The organism is Shewanella sp. DAU305 (genome assembly GCF_026802235.1).
In the GTDB taxonomy this organism is placed as follows: domain Bacteria; phylum Pseudomonadota; class Gammaproteobacteria; order Enterobacterales; family Shewanellaceae; genus Shewanella; species Shewanella baltica.
The window spans coordinates 1,912,855-1,932,335 of the sequence record NZ_CP113808.1 but is presented as its reverse complement, the minus strand read 5'-3'; the positions used below and the strand labels follow the sequence as shown (position 1 = coordinate 1,932,335).

At 48.0% G+C, this 19,481-nt stretch carries 12 protein-coding genes; 2 read left to right on the top strand and 10 right to left on the bottom strand.

Annotated elements, in window-relative coordinates; genetic code table 11:
- Window positions 1-147 precede the first annotated feature (147 nt).
- Window positions 148-1,659, bottom strand: coding sequence for a BAR domain-like protein A BdpA (bdpA, locus tag OX890_RS08245; protein ID WP_006085141.1), 1,512 nt, complete (start codon window positions 1,657-1,659; stop codon window positions 148-150).
- 470 nt (window positions 1,660-2,129) lie between these two features.
- Entirely contained in the window at window positions 2,130-3,485 is a 1,356-nt protein-coding gene (locus tag OX890_RS08240) for an MATE family efflux transporter (protein WP_268650407.1), read from the bottom strand.
- 400 nt (window positions 3,486-3,885) lie between these two features.
- On the opposite strand from OX890_RS08240, the gene OX890_RS08235 reads away from it, so the two are divergent.
- Complete coding sequence (locus OX890_RS08235; RefSeq protein ID WP_268650406.1) at window positions 3,886-5,427, top strand: MFS transporter; 1,542 nt, start codon at window positions 3,886-3,888, stop codon at window positions 5,425-5,427.
- 111 nt (window positions 5,428-5,538) lie between these two features.
- Here the strand turns inward: OX890_RS08235 and OX890_RS08230 are convergent, their stop codons facing one another.
- Window positions 5,539-6,063: a DUF3087 domain-containing protein gene (locus tag OX890_RS08230; protein WP_006085138.1), complete on the bottom strand. Its 525-nt coding sequence runs from the start codon at window positions 6,061-6,063 to the stop codon at window positions 5,539-5,541.
- Window positions 6,064-6,732: 669 nt separating this feature from the next.
- Between OX890_RS08230 and OX890_RS08225 the strand changes: the two genes are divergently transcribed.
- On the top strand, window positions 6,733-7,494 hold the full coding sequence (locus OX890_RS08225; RefSeq protein ID WP_268650405.1) for a substrate-binding periplasmic protein: 762 nt from the start codon (window positions 6,733-6,735) through the stop codon (window positions 7,492-7,494).
- A gap of 133 nt (window positions 7,495-7,627) precedes the next feature.
- On the opposite strand, the gene OX890_RS08220 is transcribed toward OX890_RS08225, so the two are convergent.
- The 7 genes from OX890_RS08220 to OX890_RS08190 all read right to left on the bottom strand — a co-directional run bounded on the left by OX890_RS08220 (window position 7,628) and on the right by OX890_RS08190 (window position 19,470).
- On the bottom strand, window positions 7,628-8,734 hold the full coding sequence (locus OX890_RS08220) for a CobW family GTP-binding protein (RefSeq protein ID WP_012088655.1): 1,107 nt from the start codon (window positions 8,732-8,734) through the stop codon (window positions 7,628-7,630).
- A 219-nt stretch (window positions 8,735-8,953) separates the two neighbouring features.
- On the bottom strand, window positions 8,954-10,372 hold the full coding sequence (locus OX890_RS08215; protein ID WP_268650404.1) for a DEAD/DEAH box helicase: 1,419 nt from the start codon (window positions 10,370-10,372) through the stop codon (window positions 8,954-8,956).
- Between the two features lie 129 nt (window positions 10,373-10,501).
- Window positions 10,502-13,549: an EAL domain-containing protein gene (locus OX890_RS08210; RefSeq protein ID WP_268650403.1), complete on the bottom strand. Its 3,048-nt coding sequence runs from the start codon at window positions 13,547-13,549 to the stop codon at window positions 10,502-10,504.
- Between the two features lie 130 nt (window positions 13,550-13,679).
- Window positions 13,680-15,299 (bottom strand): glycogen synthase, encoded by a 1,620-nt coding sequence (locus OX890_RS08205; protein ID WP_268650402.1) that lies wholly within the window; start codon window positions 15,297-15,299, stop codon window positions 13,680-13,682.
- A gap of 186 nt (window positions 15,300-15,485) precedes the next feature.
- A complete protein-coding gene (gene glgC, locus OX890_RS08200) occupies window positions 15,486-16,748 on the bottom strand; it encodes a glucose-1-phosphate adenylyltransferase (RefSeq protein WP_006080859.1) in 1,263 nt (420 codons plus the stop codon).
- A complete protein-coding gene (locus tag OX890_RS08195) occupies window positions 16,741-16,872 on the bottom strand; it encodes a hypothetical protein (RefSeq protein ID WP_268650401.1) in 132 nt (43 codons plus the stop codon). The genes glgC and OX890_RS08195 overlap by 8 nt, the downstream gene beginning before the upstream one ends.
- Before the next feature lie 66 nt (window positions 16,873-16,938).
- Window positions 16,939-19,470: a glycogen/starch/alpha-glucan phosphorylase gene (locus OX890_RS08190; protein WP_259573968.1), complete on the bottom strand. Its 2,532-nt coding sequence runs from the start codon at window positions 19,468-19,470 to the stop codon at window positions 16,939-16,941.
- Window positions 19,471-19,481 lie beyond the last annotated feature (11 nt).

Genomic DNA, 19,481 nt, shown 5'->3' with positions numbered 1-19,481 from the left:
CACTTTCCATTTAAAATGGCAGCGTTGAGATACCAACGCTGCCATTTTAGTGTGATGCTTTATTCGAGCTTTACCTATTTCCGCGGCCAGACAAAGTACGCAGTAATAGATCCACTCACAAACATCATCAAGCTATCGCGGGATAAACTACATAAAGGCTTTGGTGAACGCTTCCTTCGACTGGCGAATGTAGTTACGAGCACTTTGGGCGTGTTGCTCCCATACGGCGCGATCGCTTGGGTCGGTGAAGGGGTTTTGTTCAGTGGCAATCGAACGTTCAAATTTATCGTAGAAGGTTAGCATGGCTGAGGTGATCTGGTTAAAACGCTCCTTGAATTCTTGAAATTCATCAATCTTCTCAGTGGTTTTAATCATGTACTGCACCAGTTCAGCATTGCTATTCGAAGCTAATAAAGCTTCGGCTTTGGCGCTGATATTGGCACTGGCCTCAGTAATCACAAGTGCTCGGGTTTGCTCGTCTTTACTCATCACTCGGCTGTAGTTTTCAGGCGTGCGGGCAATGCCGGCATGCTGTAAATAGCCGCGTAGATGCTTGTCGAGATCCTTACGGAACGTATCTAAGTTCTTCTGCATGCTGACTAAATCATTATCTAGTGCCGTGACTTGTTGCAGCTCTTTTTCGATTTCAGACATAAAGCGTTCGGCCTGCTGATAAATTTTCAGGCCATTTTCTTCGGCAAACTTTTTATCGCTACGGCTCAAGTCGCTGTTGTCATAATTAGAGCGATCGAAGGTCGCGGCCAAGAATGATTTAAAAGGTTCGGCAAAGGCGGAATAAGCACCGGCACTGACCACATTTAAGGTCGCTGTGGCCAAGTCGCCAAAGGGTTTCACCATAGAGCCTAAGCGTGCCTGCTGGATAGGTGATGCCACACGTTTAGTGTCGGATAGCACCGACCTAAAGGTGTTATATCCCATAGGGTTAGACATCTTGTTGCGCTCAGATGTCGCCAACACAAAGGTGATACTGGAATAGATGGCATTCGAGTATTCAAGGTATTGTCTTTGGCTCTCAAGCTGGGCGGCGTAGTTTTTGCCTAAGGTGCGGAACGACTCAGACTGCACTTCGTAGTTCTTGTCAGCTTTAAGTTTATCTAAGATCCCGCCGATAATTTTCTGCTCATTTTTTTGCAGAGCCATATCGAGGCGAATTTTATCTAAACTCAAATCATCCAGACTGATGGGGCCATTAATGGACTCAATGTCGAGGCGAATATACTGGCGACTCGGATCGTCGATAGAGACTCTGTGTGCTAAATACTCGTTCGCACCCGGAGTGATATCGATTAAGGCAACATGCTGCCACTGGGCGTCGAGCTTTAATACTGGTGAGGTTAATACATTGATTCGATACTGGGTTTGAGTATTTTGGGTTTTAACCCAAAACTCCAATAGACCCGCTTCAGAAATGGGGTACTTGCTGACAATGCTGCTATTACCTTCGGCACATAACAGCGCACTTTCACCACTGTGGGGTTCAGCGCCTTCAAATTGACAACCCATGATCCACGACCAAGGTTGAGATAAACGATTGCCTTCAAAGTCGCTGGCAAACACTAACTCATTCTCTTTGGCACTGGCATTAACAGTGGTTAACACGCCAAGCAACAGCATAGAAATGACTGCAGTGGTGCGCATAAGGGCCTCATAAAACATAAATTACTAAAATCAACGAGCGAGTCATTCGGCTCAATACCCAGTTATATCGACGATCAACTGACCCAAATTTCAAAGCGAATCTAGCTGGTTTTCTGAGGGTTATGACCTCGAAAAAACCGCCCGCTTGAAGGCGTCATTTTTGATAGCAGATTAAACCAGCGAAATGTATCAGAGGCCATCATCCCACGCTAGCCCTAAGTCATGTTTGGCGCAGAAAGATAGTAGTTGAATGGCAATCGGGGCCATGAATCGCCCCGATACTGAAAACAATAGTGAACTTAATGGTGAAATCGATTATGAAACTCAGGGGAAACTAACCACTTATGCCTCTATTCATATATCTATTCTTACCGCTTGTCTGGCCGCGTCTTTCGCCTTCTTTTGCCCTCTTCCCTCGTCATCAGCGCACGCAAAAAAGCAGGCAAAACCAAGACCCAAGCAAAACAGAGTTATTGCAGCCGCGCCTCGACTCGCTTCATGGCGTAGAACATCCATATCGTCAGAATAGTGCTACAGGTTGCGAGCGATACCCACACACCAATCACACCGAACATCCAAGCGAAGCAGTAGATAATCGCAGCGATCAGGATAAGTTTCGCGCCGGTCAGCATAGAGGCTTGTTTCGAGCAATTAATCGCTTGGAAGAAACTCGCACCGACTAAGATTAAGCCTTCCATCGGTAAGCCCCAGAAATACCAGCGCATCCCTTCAATCGCCACGGGCGTTAGGTTCTGATTATCGCCGGCAAACAAATACACTAGCCATTCAGGGCGAGAATAAATCAGCGCTAAACCAAAAGCAGCGGTGAGGAGCGTCATACCAAAGGCAATATTACGTGCTTGCTTAACCCTATCGAAACGCCCAGCGCCCGCATTAAAGCTATAAATGGGTTGTGTGCCGAGGGCAATACCTTCGAAAATCAGATAGAAGAATGCTTCTGTGTAACTCACCACGCCATAGGCTGCCACGTGTAAGGGGCCGCCCACCCACAAAAAAGCTGTGTTATGCAGGGTTAACACTATCGACAAATAAAGGTTCATCAAAAAGCTGGGTAAACCCACGCGGGCTATGTTCAAGCAATTGTCGAGCTTAAGCTTCATCTGCTCAAGGTCGATCCTCAACTGAGTCCGAGGACTGAAAAAGTGCTGCAAACACAAAAGCCCAGTCACCGCCTGCGACATCATGGTCGCAATCGCAGCGCCCGCTAAACCAAAGGGGAAGACCACAATAAACAGCCAATCTAAGAAAGTGTTTAATACACCGCCCAAGATCAGTACCCAAGTTACCATGGATGGCCGACCATCATTACGCAGCAGTGTGGTGAAGGTCATTGAAATAATGGGGAAATGGCATAGGGCAAAATACCAGAATAGGTATTCGTTGGCGTTTTCGAGAATGTCCCCCTGCGCCCCGAGGGCGATCAAAATATCCCGCGAGAATACCCCACCAATGAGGGCAAAAATGGCCCCCGCTAATAAACACAAACTAAAGGCATTGCCGAGCAATTTACGGGCCTTAGCCACATTGCCTTGACCAAGATTGATCGACACTAATGCCGCGCTACCCATGCCGATCATGGCGCCAATCGCATACAAAATAGCGCCGACTGGATAGGCTAACATCATCCCCGCCAGCCCAGTTTCACCCAAATAGTGGCCAACGAAGATGCCATCAATCGTCACATAGACGCCCGTCACCAACATAGAGGCAATGGTGGGTATGGTATAGCGCCAAAAAAGCTTCGCAATCGGCTCCTCGAGCAGGCTCATATCCGCAGGAGCATGATTAGATGTTATTGCTGTCATTAGCGTTTCTCACAAAAAAGGGGGCAAGAGTCGTATCTATTTAGAAAAATGATCGGGTGAACAAAAATGCGACAATGGATTGTACCTAAAATCAGCCGTAACTCAAAGCAAGTTAAGTATGAATATGTAACCACAAAGATTAATCATCACAATGACTTAAGTCTACACAGTCCAATTTCAGTCAAATGACAAACCGAGCACAGTCCAATAACAGATGTAGGCTAACTCATCATTTTTTGCTACTTTTTTGGTGTTTAAGGCCGAATTAGGTAAAGTATCAGCTCAAGCAAGCCTATTCGCGTATTTTAGCAAGATGAAATGATTAACTATAAAAATTTAAGATATTGATAATTAATGGCTTAATTAATAATAAATTCAATAACAATAATAAGGGAAGGACATGAGTCAGAATAGTCCAAATGCAGGCAACGACCTGCGGGAAGTCAAACAGCTCGGTATGTGGGCCTCCATTACTAGCTTAGGTTATGTGTTTTGGCTGGTCGGCGGGATGGAGTTAGTCGAGCGTATCGCCTACTACGGCGTCAAAGCCAGTGCGGGGCTGTACGCTAAAGCGCCTGAGTCTGCGGGCGGCATTGGGATCAGCCTAAGCGACTACGGCATTATTATTTCCCTGTGGGCGATCATGCAAACCTTTGTGCCCGTGTTCACCGGCGGCATGTCTGACCGCGTCGGCTACAAAGAAACCATCTTTGGCTCCACCATCATTAAAATTTTTGGCTATCTGGTGATGGCATTCTTTCCCAGTTTTTGGGGGTTCCTTGCTGGCGCATTACTCCTTGCCATCGGCACAGGGATATTTAAACCGGGCATTCAAGGCACCTTAGTGCTGTCCACCAATCGCAATAATACCTCTATGGCTTGGGGTATTTTTTACCAAGTCGTCAACATTGGCGGTTTCCTCGGGCCGTTAGTGGCCGTACATATGCGCCAATTGTCGTGGGACAATGTGTTTTTCGCCTGCGCCGCGATTATCTCGCTCAACTTCTTATTTTTACTGACTTATACAGAGCCTGGTAAAGCCGAGCGACTAGAGCGTAATAAACAAATCAAGTCGGGTGAAGTCAAACAAGAAGCCCTGTGGCGCGATGCTTGGCGTGAGCTGAAAAAACCGATAGTGATCTACTACATGTTGGTATTTTCAGGCTTTTGGTTCCTGTTCAATGCCCTATTCGATGTGTTGCCTATCCATATTTCCGAATGGGTCGATACCAGTGTAATCGTCACGTCCCTCTTTGGCAGCGAAGGCACCAGTAACGGCATTCTGCAATTTTGGCTTGGCCTCAATAACGAAGGCACTAAGGTGATGCCAGAAGGCATGCTCAACCTTAATGCGGGCCTGATCATGACCTGCTGTTTTATCGTCGCCGCACTGACGGCTAAATACCGCATCACTACCGCCATGTTTGTTGGTTGTTTGCTGAGTATTTTGGCCTTTGTGTTTATCGGCGCCTTCCATGCGGCTTGGTTTATCGTGCTCGCCATTGCGATGTTCTCCATTGGCGAAATGATGATTAGCCCGAAGAAAAATGAGTTTATGGGCAACATAGCGCCCGAAGGTAAAAAAGCCATGTACTTGGGCTTTGTGATGTTACCCCAAGGGATCGGCTGGGGATTAGAAGGCTACTTTGGCCCTAAACTCTATGAGATTTATGCATCGAAGGAACTGTTTTCGCGGGATTTATTGCTAGATCGCGGCATGAACAGCACTGAGGTTAACGCCATTCCCCAAGGTGAAGCCTTTACTACTTTGGTGAGCTACACAGGTGAAAGCGCCCAGGATCTCACCCAACTGCTGTACCACAGCCATAACATTGGCATGGCGTGGTATATCATCGCCGCCATAGGGACTATCTCAGCGGTGGGGATTTTTATCTATGGTAAGTGGTTACTCACACTGCAAAGAGCCCAGCAAGCCGCCTAAGTGGGACTCGCTGACCTCATTCGGGGTAAGGGCGATAAAGACAAGATAAGGGCTAGATAAGGGCTAGATAAGGGCAAGGTGAGGAGCGATCTTCATCTTGCCTTGTCAGTATCAAAAAGGACGCGTCAGCAGATCAGGCGTAAATTGTTCAGGCGACAGCAATAAACCTAAGCTCTCGATTTGTGCATTCAAACGATTGAGATCTTGAGTCAGCGCTGGCAAGGTCAGCGTATTGTCATCGAGTTCATACACTTGCCTTAAACTCGTGTAATAAAACAGCAGTATAATCAAAGCATTCACATCATTTTGCGCCGCTGCGGCTTTAATCTTAATCAACTTGCGATAGATACGATTATGGAGCTGCTTCAATTGCCACACATAATAAATTTCGCTGAAGAAGGGTTTGTCCTTCAAGTTGTAAATCACTGCGCTACACAGACCCAGACTGAAAATCACCCCTAAGAGATTCAAATGGAAATTACCTGTAGGCTCACCCGGCACAGGCGTCGCACCAAACAGCGCAATCAACCCAGCTCCAAAAATCAGTGACAGCACGACTAAGCTAACAACTAAAATTACGATGAATAAATTCATGTTTTTACGGTACAAGGTTTTATCTATTTCCTGCAGCTTCATAACATCCCGCTCAAATAGGCCGCCTAGCGTTGGCGTATCAATCAATTAATTAATGGCAGAGCATACCGCAATCCCCTTTATTCGGCCTTAACTGATTTAAACGCATAGCTAAAATACATTTCTCATCCTCACCCGCAAGCGATACAAATTGACACCTTTAGGCGAAATACCAATCACATTAAATATCTAATCAGTTCAGAGCCTCACAAGCATTTCAATCCAAGGCGCATTGGCGCAGAAATGGTCATTCCCTTTTAAGCCAATGCAACACGGGAGTGGGATGCCTGTGTGGCTCCCGAAGGGCGGGTTTCAATGCGCTTTATACTGCGTTCAAGGCTTTAGACAGAGCACCACTATGCCTTCAAGCCTTCGCCTTGTCTAAAGCGCGTTGAACTCCCGCTGAATGAACAGATATTTAATACGACTGGTATCATTAAACAGTCTGAAGGATAGGATGATGTATCAATTGAAGAACAACGGCTTAATGCCCTTGCGATTCAGCGTATGAAAAATAATCTTGCGTTTATCTCAAAACATTAAAATGTTAACGTGCGCCCCAATCAGGGTAAAATTTGCTAACCTTTACTTCAGTGAATGCCCTAACGATATCGCCGTTTTTACAAGATACCGTGCCTTAAGTTCCCGCATTCAAACCACACAAGGAATGCCATGATACTCAGCAAAGCCTTTGCACAAGTCGTCCTTTTGGCGCTCAGCAGCCTTTGCTTGACTGCGCAGGCTAAAGACCTGCTCGCGGTGGGTGCGAGTTTCAACCAAATTTTCGAACTACAGCCCAATGGCGAATATACCGGCTTAGGTGTCGATATTTTAAATCGCTTCGCCCAGCAGCAAAGTGTGAACATTCACTATCAAATTACCCCTTGGCGCCGCGCCATTTCTATGGTCGAACGTGGCCAAGCGGATATTCTTATTGGTCCCTACGATACCCCAGAGCGTGAAGCGAACTTGGCTTTTGCGACGAAAGCGTTTTACCGCGATAACATGGTGTTCTATGCCCGTGTAGGCCATGAAATAATCTGGAATGGCGACTATGCCAGCATTAAAGGTCAACGGATTGGTAAGATGCAGGGTTGGAGTTATGGCCCGACGTTTAATGAACAAACTAAATCATTGAACATCAATGAATTTGTCGATATTAAAAGCGGGATAGAACGCCTCTCTCGGGGTGATTTAGATTTACTCGCCACAAACAGCCGTAATACCGATGCTGTGCTCGCCCAAATCAAAATCCCTAAGGCAATTACCCCAATCACGCCGATAATCGATGTTCAAGAGGGTTTTATGGCATTTCCGAAACAGGCGAAATTTGATCCCTTAAGACATAGGTTCGACAGCTTTTTCGATGAGATGATCCAAAATGGCACGTTCACGACACTCGGCCAAAAATATCGCGTAACCTTGCCTTACTGAGCCTACGCTATTGATCATGCACGACTGTTCCTTCATGTACGACCGCTGCAACTTTATTAGCACCCGCCTGACCTATGCTCACATGTGTAATAAAGGGCGATGGGAAAGCCAGTGAGCAGTTAATCGTTAGAAGTTAGCAAAGACAGGCGAGCAACTGCTGCTCAATCTCGTCCCAATTGACTTCGTCCATGGTAATCATCTCTAGTCTGGAATCTAAGCTGTCATCGAGTTCAACCACAGTAAACTCATGATCAATCCAGTTAAATCCGGCGATGCCCTCAGAGGTGATCATCACGGCCTTTAATCTCAGCAACACTTGCCCGACATCTGATAACTGAGTGTGGCGCTGAATAAATGCCATTAATTTATCGAAATCAAACTCTTGCCTTGGATCAAACACCCAGCCACAGCTAAAACAGCCTTCGCCTTGATTCTGCTTGCGCACTATGCCGCGTGCATCAAATTCGAGTGCGACTTCGATTGCACCTTCGGCAAAGAGGCTTAGCTCACTCAAACGCGAACCACCCGTGCGGAACAAGCTAGGAGCAGTCGTTATAAGATTACCTAGCTTAGGGACTATGCCACCATTACTGCTCATATTGAGTGACACGCGCCTTGGTTGGTTTAAATAATCCAGTAGCGCGCTAGGTAAAGGTTGCTGGTTAGTGTGGCTCACCACAGGAATATCAGTGCGTTCGATATGGCTTAAATAGGTCTGTAACTCATAGAGTAACTTGGTATTTTCGGCATCATATAAATCTGACTTTGTCGCGATAATCACATCGGCCACTTGCAGCTGTTGGATGAAGTTTGCATGTTCGCGATAGCGGGGATCGTGGATTTTACGCGCGTCCACCAAACATAAAGTACTGCGCAGTGAAATCACATTCTGATAATGGGGCGCACTCAATACTTTAATGATCTCATTCGGATGCCCAAGCCCAGTCGGTTCTATCAGTAAGCGGTCAGGTTTCGCTTTCGCAATCAACTGATTGATCGCCACTTGCGTCGGTACGCCCGCGGCGCAGCACATACAGCCACCCGCCACCTCACGAATTTGTATGCCGTTATCGGAGGAGTTCAGTAACCCCGCATCAATGCCGACCTCACCAAACTCATTGACCAGCACAGCCCAAATCTCATCCGCGGGTTTAGTCGCCAGCAATTGTTTAATCAAAGAGGTTTTACCTACGCCTAAAAAACCTGTGATGATATTGGTGGGAATCGCTTTGATAATCATAAGGAAACTCGCTCGAATAGAAAGCTTGGCGCTCGAGTGTAGAAGTATTGGCTTTGAAGCTCAACAAAAAGCGCATCGGTGAGGATGCGCTTTTAGAATGGCGACAAGCTATTTAACCAACTAGGCAACCGTCAAACAGCGAGGCTAACAGACGCTTGGCGCTTATTAGCCTTGATTGTTGGGCTTAGCTTATTTTGCCTTAACTTATTTAGACTTAACTTATTTAGACTTATTTGCGCGAGAACCAAAACCTGACTTATTGCTCACCAAATTCGACTTAGGTTTAGTCGCATTAAACGGCTTACCTGAGCCTGACGCAGGCTTAGCACGGCTAGAGGATTTATCGCCACCGACTTTGCTGTCCTGCGCTTTACCTTTAGCGTACTTACCCTGACGAGACTGACCAATAGTGCGATCCTGCGGCGCCTTATGGCTCCACTTTCCAATCGGCTTAATTGGTGCGGCTGGCGCATCACGGTAGCGGGCAGGTAAAGGCGTGCCTTCTTCATAACCCGGTTGTACCGACACAGGCAGTTTTTGCTCAATCAAGGCTTCAATTTCAGCGAGCATTTCATCGTCAGAAGGTGACACGAACGAAATCGCGCGGCCAGTTAATCCTGCACGGCCTGTACGACCAATACGATGGATATAATCTTCGGCGAGGAAAGGTAATTCAAGGTTGATCACCATAGGCAAGGCTTGAATGTCTAACCCACGTGCAGCCACATCGGTTGCCACCAGCACCCGTAATTTACTGGCTTTAAACTCTTCTAACACCCGATTACGGGCGCCTTGAGTTTTATCACCATGGAACACGCCTGCGGCTATGCCATCGAGCTTTAATTCTTGCAATAAATGCTCGGCGCTTTCTTTCGTGCTGGCAAACACCAGTACTTGGCGCCAATTGTTGCGGCCAACGAGTTCTGACAACAGCTCTGCTTTACGACGTTTATCAACGCGATACACTTCCTGCACTACTGTGGAAGCCGTTGTCGTATCGGCAACATTCACCCACTGAGGTTCATTCAGCATTTTCTCGGCGAGTTGTTTGACTGCATCGCTATATGTGGCTGAAAACAACATGGTTTGATGCTGCGGCGCAATTAAGCGTTTCACTTTTTCAATGTCGCGCACAAAGCCCATGTCTAACATGCGGTCGGCTTCGTCGATCACTAAGGTAGTGACGCTCGACAAATCTAACTGGAATTGGCCGATAATATCGAATAAGCGACCAGGAGTTGCCACCAAAATATCAACGCCCTGCTCTACCCCTTTACGCTGGGGATTCATGTTGGCGCCGCCGTAAACCGCTAAGGTTTTCAGTGGCAGGAACTGGCTGTATTTCTGGATGTTTTCGCAGACTTGGATCGCAAGTTCGCGGGTGGGAGTCATCACCAACGCACGTAAAATCGGTTTATCATTGCTGTCATTTGTTAAAGACTCAGCCGCCAGCTTTTCAAGTACAGGCAGAGCAAAGGAAGCCGTCTTACCTGTACCCGTTTGGGCGCAGGCCATAATGTCTTTGCCTTCAAAGGCAAGCGGGATCACTTTCTCTTGCACTTGAGTGAGTTGCTGATAGCCACACTCAGTTATCGCATTCAAAATAGGAGAAGATAAACCGAGTGTTTCAAATTTCATAGGGACTCTTTAGCTAAGTAGTAAAACTTTGATGCGAGGTGATACTCAATGCCCCAACGCGGGGCCGCGGAGTCTAGCAAAATCCGCGGCGTTTTTATAGGCAATTATCATCCCGCGGTCAATATCCTCTTAGACACGGGAAACTAAAGGCGAAGCTTGCAGGTATTTTTGGGTGAATTCAGCGGCAGGCACAGGTCTTGAGAACAAGTAACCTTGGCCGTAGTCACAACCTGCTGCCAACAACACTTGGCGCTGCGCCTCGGTTTCGACACCTTCGGCAATCACCTTCATTCCCAATTTGTGGGCCATTACTATTATCGCCTCACAGAGAATTTGATCGTTTGAATCGGTATCAATATGGCGGGTAAAAGATTGATCGATTTTAAGATAGTCGATATCAAACTTTTTCAGATAGGCGAGTGACGAGTAGCCAGTACCAAAATCGTCCAGCGACACTTGCACCCCCGCATCGCGGTAGGCCAGTAGTTTTTCGGTCACGCCCATACTGGCGTCCAATAGCAAGCCCTCGGTAATTTCAACGCACACGCCCGCGCCTGTGATATTGAGATCTTGCAATAACTTCAACCAATCATTGAGCAGCGTGCCTTCATCGCGAAATTGGATTGGGGACTTGTTGACGCTGATTTGGATTTCAACCCCTAACTCGTGGCGCCACGCCGCACTTTGACGCGCGGCTTGCTCAAACACCCAATTACCGATTTCAACTATCAAACCCGTGTCTTCCGCCACCGGAATAAACTCGGCGGGTGACACAGCGCCACGCTCTGCATGGTGCCAGCGGATTAAGGCTTCGGCCTTAGTCACTTCCCCCGTCGCTAAAGCAACAATCGGCTGATAATGCAGTTCAAATTCTTTATTCACGACCGCTTGACGCAAATCTTGGATCAAGCGCATGCGGTATTTGGCGTATTCCTGCATCGATGGGGTGAAATAGTTGAAACGATTGCGGCCTTGATCTTTCGCCGCATACATCGCCTGATCCGCATGCTTAAGTAAGCCTTCAATACTGGTCGAATCATCGGGATACAAAGTTATTCCAATACTGGCGCTGATGTAAGCCGTTTCCTCACCCAGCACATAGGGCTCGGCAATTCGCCGCAGAATATTCTCGGCAACGCGCTCAATGCCCTTATGATCTTCCATCGAACTTAACACTACAGTAAATTCATCGCCGCCAAGACGGGCCACGACGTCGGCATCACGCACGCAGGATTTCAAGCGGCTCGCAGTTTCTATCAACAGTAAATCGCCCATGGCATGGCCTAAGGTGTCATTCACTTCTTTAAAGAAATCTAAGTCCAAGAACAATAAGGCAAAGTGGTTGCGATTGCGGTCAGCGTTTTTCACTTCGCTGCTTAAATACTCCAATAACATGCGCCGATTGGGCAAGCCCGTCAGCGTATCGTAGTTGGCTTGCTTCCAGATAAGATGCTCATTTTGCTTCTTGTCGGTAATGTCAGAAAACAGCGCCACCCGCCGATAGGGATGGCCTTCTTTGTCATTGATGGTATTGATGGTTAACCAGATGACATATTCCTCACCATTTTTACGCCGCTGCCACATTTCCCCTTGCCATTGGCCCTTTTCACGGATCTCATTGTTCATTTTGGTGTAAAAATCACGGCCATTGAGGTCGCAATAAAGCAGCCGAATATGTTGATCCCGTACTTCAAATTCACGATAGCCGGTCATCACACTAAAGGCGGCATTAACGGTAATGATCACGCCCTTTTCATCGAGTACACTCATGGCTTCAGAGCTGTTGTCGTATACCAGCGCCGACAATTTCAATGATTCTTCGATTAGTTTTGCGTCGGTAATATCGGTATAGGTTCCGCACATCCGCAGGGCATTGTTGTTTGCGTCACGGCTCACTACTTTACCCGTGTCTAAAATCCAGCGCACTTTGCGATTGAGTGTATTTAGACGATATTCCATCTTATGCTGCGCCGTTTCGCCGCGAATATGGGCCTCAATCGAATGCAGCACTTTAGGTCTGTCTTCGGCGACGATTGCGTCCATCCATTGGCGACTGTTAGCGTTGAGCATATCCACATCGCAGCCGAGAATATCGGCGCTGCGAGCGTTACGTTCGATACGATCATGACGAATATCCCAATCCCATACCCCAAGATCGCTACTGCTCAACACCAGTTCGAGTTGTTCACGACTAGCAAGCACCTCTTGGTCGGCTAAGGCCTGTGAGGTGATATCCAGATATCCGGCAATCACCAGCAGCGCAGTATTACTACCACCGCGCTTGCAGGCCACTGTCATATGGGTATAAACCACACTGCCGTCTTTAACGATAAAACGTTTATCCATCTCGTAATTATCAATATCGCCTTGCAGCATGAGCTCAAATTGCAGCGCATCGCTTTCTAAATCATCGGGATGGGTAATTTGCGCCCACGTCATCCGCAGCAATTCAGCCTCTGAATATTTGAGCATTTGGCATAAACGTGGATTCACCTTTATCCACTTTTGGTCAATCCCCGTTATCGCAATACCAATGTTGCCGACGTTAAATTGGCTACGAAATAGGAAATCATCCTGCAAGCGAATTTGTTCATCACGTTCTAACTCAAAACGCCGTGACAGCAGGCGGCTCAGTAGCCAAGTCGCAATGGGGAAAATGGTGAGCACAGGTAGGGTGACTTGTTCGAGCAAGGGCATTCCGATGCCATTGGGTAAAAATACGAACCACAACAACATAACGATATGGACTGCATAGGCAAAGAGAAAGATTTCTCTACCTGAAATGTTCGCTAAATAGGATTTACGATATTGACGCCAGATCACCCCAATTAACCCGGATGACACTATCACGCCGACGCCAATCCACATCCCCGCGCCACCAATACTGATGCGATATAGCGCCGTCATCACCACAGCAATAAAGGTCGGCAAACCACCGAAAAAGAGGCCTGAAATACAGAGGATAACCGAGCGAGTATCGAAAAAAACGCCCGGTTGATATATCCAAGGCGTGCTCATGATGGTGATACCAATACCACCGATGAGCATCCCAATAATGATACGCCACAGTAAGAAATACTGCCGCTGATGCTTTTTAGGGATCACGTCGTACAAAAAGACCAACGCCAGCAGCAAAGCCGCATTTTGCACTAACGGAAAGAGAATACCTTTATCCATGACTCAGGGAGCGACTCCAATAAATGAGGGGGCTTGATACAATTTTAACATTCCCCTCACTAGTGTAGCAGAATCACTTAGAAATCATGCGTTAATTCCTTTTGCCACATCACACTTTGTATCTGCTGCATCACACTTTGCAATAGAGTTGTTGACGATATTGTTCAGCAATGGAATGCCAGTCAAAACGCTGTGCCATGGCCGCCACACGCACCTTTGACCATGTTTTCCCCTCGAAACAAGCAATGGCTTGCATCAACCTTTGCAAAAACGCTTCGGCTTGCTCGTCTAAGCTATTGCCGTTAAAAGCAAAGCCGGTCACGCCATCCTCAACGGTATCCTTCAATCCGCCCACACCATGCACTAAGCAAGGCTGTCCGGCGCGCATCGCGAGCATTTGGCTGATGCCACAGGGCTCAAAGGAGCTTGGCATCAAGAAGAGATCGCCATGCTGATACAGCGCTTCGGATAAAGCCTCGTTATATCCCTGCAAAAATAATAGGTTATCGTATTTAGCCCCTAACGCTTGGAAGGACTTAGCAATGGATACATCGCCGCTGCCGAGTAAAATAAATAGCGCCGTCGGTTTTATCTGCTTCAACGCTTTAAGCAAGGTCTCAAGCACAGATAAGCCCGAGGGCAATTGATGGCGCAGCAGTAAGACTTTTTGATCGGTCAAACGGCCTACCGAAGTGAGTAACAGGCTCGGTACTTGCTCCGCCATCGCTTGGCGCCAATGGGCTTGCGTGCGCGCAAAGGCAATCATGTCCACGCCGCTCACTTGCGCTTGATGTCCCTGCCATTGCACTAACGCAGTTTCAATCGCACTGAGCAATTGCTTGAACTCGGGTTCTTGAATACGCGCAGGTGGCTTAGCGGGTAAATCCGATACTGACGAATAGACACAGCCATTTAAAATCCCCACCACTTTGCCATCATTGGCCTTGAGCTGTAAGTCATGCTCTAACCCTTCGCCACCAAAGAATCCCGCTTCAGGTTTGGAGGGCTGCAACACTTCTTTGGCGTAACTGGGTGAGACTAAATGCACTTTATCGCTCAGCACTATCCCCATGCGCATTGGGTTAACGCAGTGGGGATAACGGGGATCGGTGATCAGCTGTTTTTGCCCCTGCGTTAAAGACGCAAATAGCTCGGGAAACCATGCCGCAAACGATGACGAGTCTTGGCTTAAGGGGCGTATCCCCTGCAGCGCCAAATTGTGGATGGAGAACACACACTCAATTTCTTTGAGAGCACTGAACTCAGGCACAAACGCCCTAAGCATGGCTAAGCAGCCCGCATGCCAGTCATGTAAATGCAGCACAGCTGGCATTGGCACTCGGCCCGTAGCTAATGCCGTGGCGACACTCGCGCAAAGGAAAGCAAACTTAGTTGCATCGTCGGCAAAAGGACGCTCGGCGCTGCCTTGGCTATAAATTTGCCCAGGTACGGATTGCCATAATGCATGTTCGAGCAGATAAATCATCGCCTCTGGCACTTGAGGATGGGGCATGGCAAACACATGCACCCGCTCCAATCGGCCACCAAAGGCCACGGTTAACTCACCCAAATCTTGGGGTTGATTCGCGACCGCAGTCAAAAAGCCATAGCTTGGCATAATCACATCGGCGCACAAATCCACACCCGCCAAAGCGTCGGGTAAATCACGGATCACATCCGCCATACCGCCAACCTTGGCGCCCGCAAGGGCACCGTTTTCAGCCGCGACCATTAAAATGCGTTGTTTCAATTAATTGGATACTCCCGCTACTTCATTTCAGCGGCTTATTAATAAGCTGACTGTACCTAAGCGCTAAATCTAAGGGCTTAATCTAAACACTTAACTTAATGCCCGTACTTAAAGCTTGTGCTTAAGCCCGTTCCTAAGCCGTTTGTGCTCATTATGCTTGGCGACTAAAAAGATGAATTGCAACCGCTATTCATAGCCCACTGGTAAACCTAGCATGTCACGGGTCACTAAGGTGACGCCTTTTTCCGACACCCTAAAGCCTTTAGCTCTGTCGTGATCATGGTTATAGCCTATTACCATGCCTTCGGGAATAATGCAGCCACGGTCGAGTATCGCATTCTTGATTTTGCAATGGCGCAGCACGACCACATCGGGTAGCACCACAGAATCTTCAACCAACGAATAAGAACACACGCGCACTTCGTTAAACAATACGCTACGGCGCACGGTCGCACCCGAAATAATACAACCGCCCGAAACAATCGAGTCCAGCGCCATACCGCGTCTGTCATCGTCATCAAACACAAATTTAGCGGGTGGCAATTGTTCTTGGAAAGTCCAAATTGGCCATTTGGCATCGTACAAATTCAGTGCTGGCGTGGGCGATAACAGCTCCATATTCGCTTGCCAGAAAGAGTCTAGCGTCCCCACATCGCGCCAATAGGCTTGCTCGTTCGGGAAAGCGCTCTTAAAGGGATAGGCGAACACATTATGTTTTTCGATGATCGCAGGAATAATATCCTTACCAAAATCCCGATCTGAGCTTTCGTTTAGGGCATCTTTCTTGAGCTGGTCAAACAAAAACTCAGTGTTAAACACATAGTTGCCCATAGATGCTAAACACATTTCAGGATTGCCCGGAGAATGTTTAGGCTGCAGCGGCTTTTCTTCAAAGCCTAAGATGCGCATCTCGTCGTCGACTTCCATCACTCCAAACGAACCCGCCGCTTCGGCAATAGGCACCTCAAGGCATGAGACTGTCATATCTGCACCCGACTCGGCATGGGCGGCTAATAACCCCGCATAATCCATGCGATACACGTGATCGCCCGACAACACCATTACGTATTTAGGCAGCTCATGGCGAATGATGTCGATGTTTTGGAATACCGCATCGGCGGTGCCTTGATACCAGTTTTCCGAATAGCGTTGTGAGGCGGGTAAAATCTCCACCGACTCGCCGAGCTCCTTTTTAAAATGGCCCCAACCGCGCATCACATGGCGGATCAAGGAATGCGACTTGTACTGAGTGACCACACCCACACGGCGAATACCTGAGTTGATGCAGTTAGACAGCGGAAAATCGATAATACGAAACTTACCACCGAAATACAGCGCCGGTTTAGCACGCCAATCCGTGAGTTCATGCAAGCGAGACCCGCGCCCACCAGCTAAAATCAACGCATAGGTTTCACGAGTTAAATTACTGATATAACGAACATTAGACATAGGCTCTTACTCCGAAATCGGCAAACTGATTGCCCATAAATGGCTTCTCGATACGGCAGAAACGGCCGTATTCCCCTGAGTATTTCTCACTTGCATTCCCCATTCCTTCCATTGATTGCTGCATTCCTTTCAAACACTTAACGCTTATACTCAACCGCTATAACAAGACTTATAACCCAGAGCCCAGCCCTTACAGTTTCCAAATTTCATCGCAATAACCCGCGATCGTCACATCACTCGAAAAACGTCCGCTGGCAGCGGTATTGCGAATACTCATTTGCGTCCAAACCTGCGGATCTTTATAGGCCCGCGCCACGGCTTCTTGCACGACTCGATAACTGTCGAAATCGGCGGCCGTCATCCATTGATCGTCGCTACTTTCGATGGCGGCAATAATCGGATCGAAGATCCCCGGCTCCAGCAGATTGAAATGACCACTCTTGAGTAACTTCATCACCTCAGATAACGCCGGTGAATCGTCAATAATGCTGCGTGGATGATAGTGGTTACGTACCTCTGAGACCTGCTCTGCATTGAGTCCAAACAGGAAGAAGTTCTCTGAGCCCACTTCCTCTAACATCTCGATATTGGCGCCATCCATAGTGCCAATCGTCAGTGCGCCGTTCATCATGAATTTCATATTGCCCGTGCCCGATGCTTCTTTACCCGCGGTCGAAATTTGCTCGGACAAATCCGTTCCCGGGCAGATTTTTTCCATGGCGCTGACGTTGTAATTGGGTAAGAAAGCAAAACGTAGGTAAGGCGTCACCAAAGGATCGGAATTGACCATATGGGCGACATTGCTGGCGAGCTTGATGATCAACTTAGCCATAAAGTAACCGGGCGCCGCTTTACCGCCGATCAACACGCAACGTGGCACCATGTTTTCGGTGTGGCCTTGTTGGATCTGATGATAGAGATGAACCACATGTAAGATATTGAGTAGCTGACGTTTATATTCGTGAATACGCTTCACTTGCACATCAAACAACATAGATGGATCGAACTCGACGCCGCATTCCTTGGCAATCATCTTCGCCAGCAAAGCCTTGTTGGCTTGCTTCACATCACGCCATTTTTGGATAAATGCCGTGTCCTGCGTAAGGGCATTGAGCGCCGTTAACTGGCTTAAATCTGTCACCCACTCTTTACCTAAATGGGCGGTCAATAACTTAGCTAAGGCAGGGTTACAATGGGCGAGCCAACGCCTTGGCGTCACACCATTGGTACGGTTATTAAACTTATGCGGCCACAACTCATAGAAATCCTTAAACAACCCAGACTTAAGCAGTTGCGTGTGTAAACCCGCGACACCGTTGACCGAAAAACTCGCCACAATCGCCAGATACGCCATGCGCACATGGGGATCGGGGCCATCTTGAATAATTGACATGCTCGCCAGTTTTTCACTATTTCCAGGCCAATGGTGGGCGACTAAATCTAAGTAGCGGGCGTTGATTTCATAAATGATTTCTAAAATGCGTGGCAACATCTGCGCCATCATACGCACGGGCCAACGCTCTAGTGCTTCAGGCAATAGGGTATGGTTAGTGTACGCCATAGTCTGACTGGTAATCGCCCACGCACTGTCCCATTCCAAACCGTATTCGTCGATCAATAACCGCATCAACTCAGGCACGGCAATGCTGGGGTGAGTGTCGTTCAGCTGCATCACATTTTTAGCGGCAAACTGGGTGAAATCATGACCATGGCGACTCACCCAACGTTTGAGTAAATCCTGCAAGCTAGCGGAGGATAAAAAGTATTGCTGACGTAATCGCAGCTCTTTGCCGTTCTCGCTCGCATCATTGGGATAGAGCACCATAGTGATCTGCTCGGCCAAGTTTTTACGGGCCACGGCTTCTGTGTAGTCGCCTTGGTTAAACTCAGCTAAATCAAAATCATCGGTCGCTTCGGCCTTCCACAATCTCAGGGTATTCACCCGTCCATTGCGATAACCAGGAACTGGCATGTCATAGGCGACGGCGAGCACATCTTGGGTTTCAACCCAAATAATGTGTCTGCGGCCCTGTTTATCGACATAGGATTCTGTGTGACCAAAAAACGGCACTGTCACGTTGTGGGTCGGCACGCGCACTTCCCACGGATTGCCTTCGCGCAGCCAACGGTCGGGACGCTCAACCTGATAACCGTCGACTATCTTCTGGGCGAACATGCCATATTCGTAACGTATGCCATAACCCGTCACGGATAAGTCCATACTGGCGCAGCTATCGAGGAAACACGCCGCCAATCGACCTAAACCGCCGTTACCTAAACCGGCATCATGTTCGGCTTCTTCTAACTCTTCCAGTGATACCGCATAGTTGCTCAAGGCATCACGGCTATCTTGCTGTAAATCTAAACTCAGCAGTGCATTACCTAGCGCCCTGCCCATCAAAAACTCAAGGGATAAATACGCCACTTGCTTGCGCTGAAAATGACTGTCATTCACACGGGTCTGACGCCAATTGTCTAGCATCTGCTCTTTGACGCTATAGGCCAACGCTTGAAATAATTCGCAGCTCACACCTTCGCCACGGCTGAGTCCATAACGTAAATGGCGCTCAAAGGAAGCGGGCAAGGCATCGCAGGGCTCACAGGGTTCAACGGCTTTAGGTTTGGCCTGACGCTTAGCTGGCGCCTTCTTACTCGCCGCTTTTGGCGCGGATGATACGGTTTTTTCGCTGGTATTTGGACTCAGTTCGCTTTCGTCAGTCATAGTTAATTCCT

Coding starts and splice junctions, on each gene's coding strand:
- bdpA (WP_006085141.1), bottom strand. CDS start 1,659: ATGCGCACCACTGCAGTCATTTCTATGCTGTTGCTTGGCGTGTTAACC.
- OX890_RS08240 (WP_268650407.1), bottom strand. CDS start 3,485: ATGACAGCAATAACATCTAATCATGCTCCTGCGGATATGAGCCTGCTC.
- OX890_RS08235 (WP_268650406.1), top strand. CDS start 3,886: ATGAGTCAGAATAGTCCAAATGCAGGCAACGACCTGCGGGAAGTCAAA.
- OX890_RS08230 (WP_006085138.1), bottom strand. CDS start 6,063: ATGAAGCTGCAGGAAATAGATAAAACCTTGTACCGTAAAAACATGAAT.
- OX890_RS08225 (WP_268650405.1), top strand. CDS start 6,733: ATGATACTCAGCAAAGCCTTTGCACAAGTCGTCCTTTTGGCGCTCAGC.
- OX890_RS08220 (WP_012088655.1), bottom strand. CDS start 8,734: ATGATTATCAAAGCGATTCCCACCAATATCATCACAGGTTTTTTAGGC.
- OX890_RS08215 (WP_268650404.1), bottom strand. CDS start 10,372: ATGAAATTTGAAACACTCGGTTTATCTTCTCCTATTTTGAATGCGATA.
- OX890_RS08210 (WP_268650403.1), bottom strand. CDS start 13,549: ATGGATAAAGGTATTCTCTTTCCGTTAGTGCAAAATGCGGCTTTGCTG.
- glgC (WP_006080859.1), bottom strand. CDS start 16,748: ATGTCTAATGTTCGTTATATCAGTAATTTAACTCGTGAAACCTATGCG.
- OX890_RS08195 (WP_268650401.1), bottom strand. CDS start 16,872: ATGCAGCAATCAATGGAAGGAATGGGGAATGCAAGTGAGAAATACTCA.
- OX890_RS08190 (WP_259573968.1), bottom strand. CDS start 19,470: ATGACTGACGAAAGCGAACTGAGTCCAAATACCAGCGAAAAAACCGTA.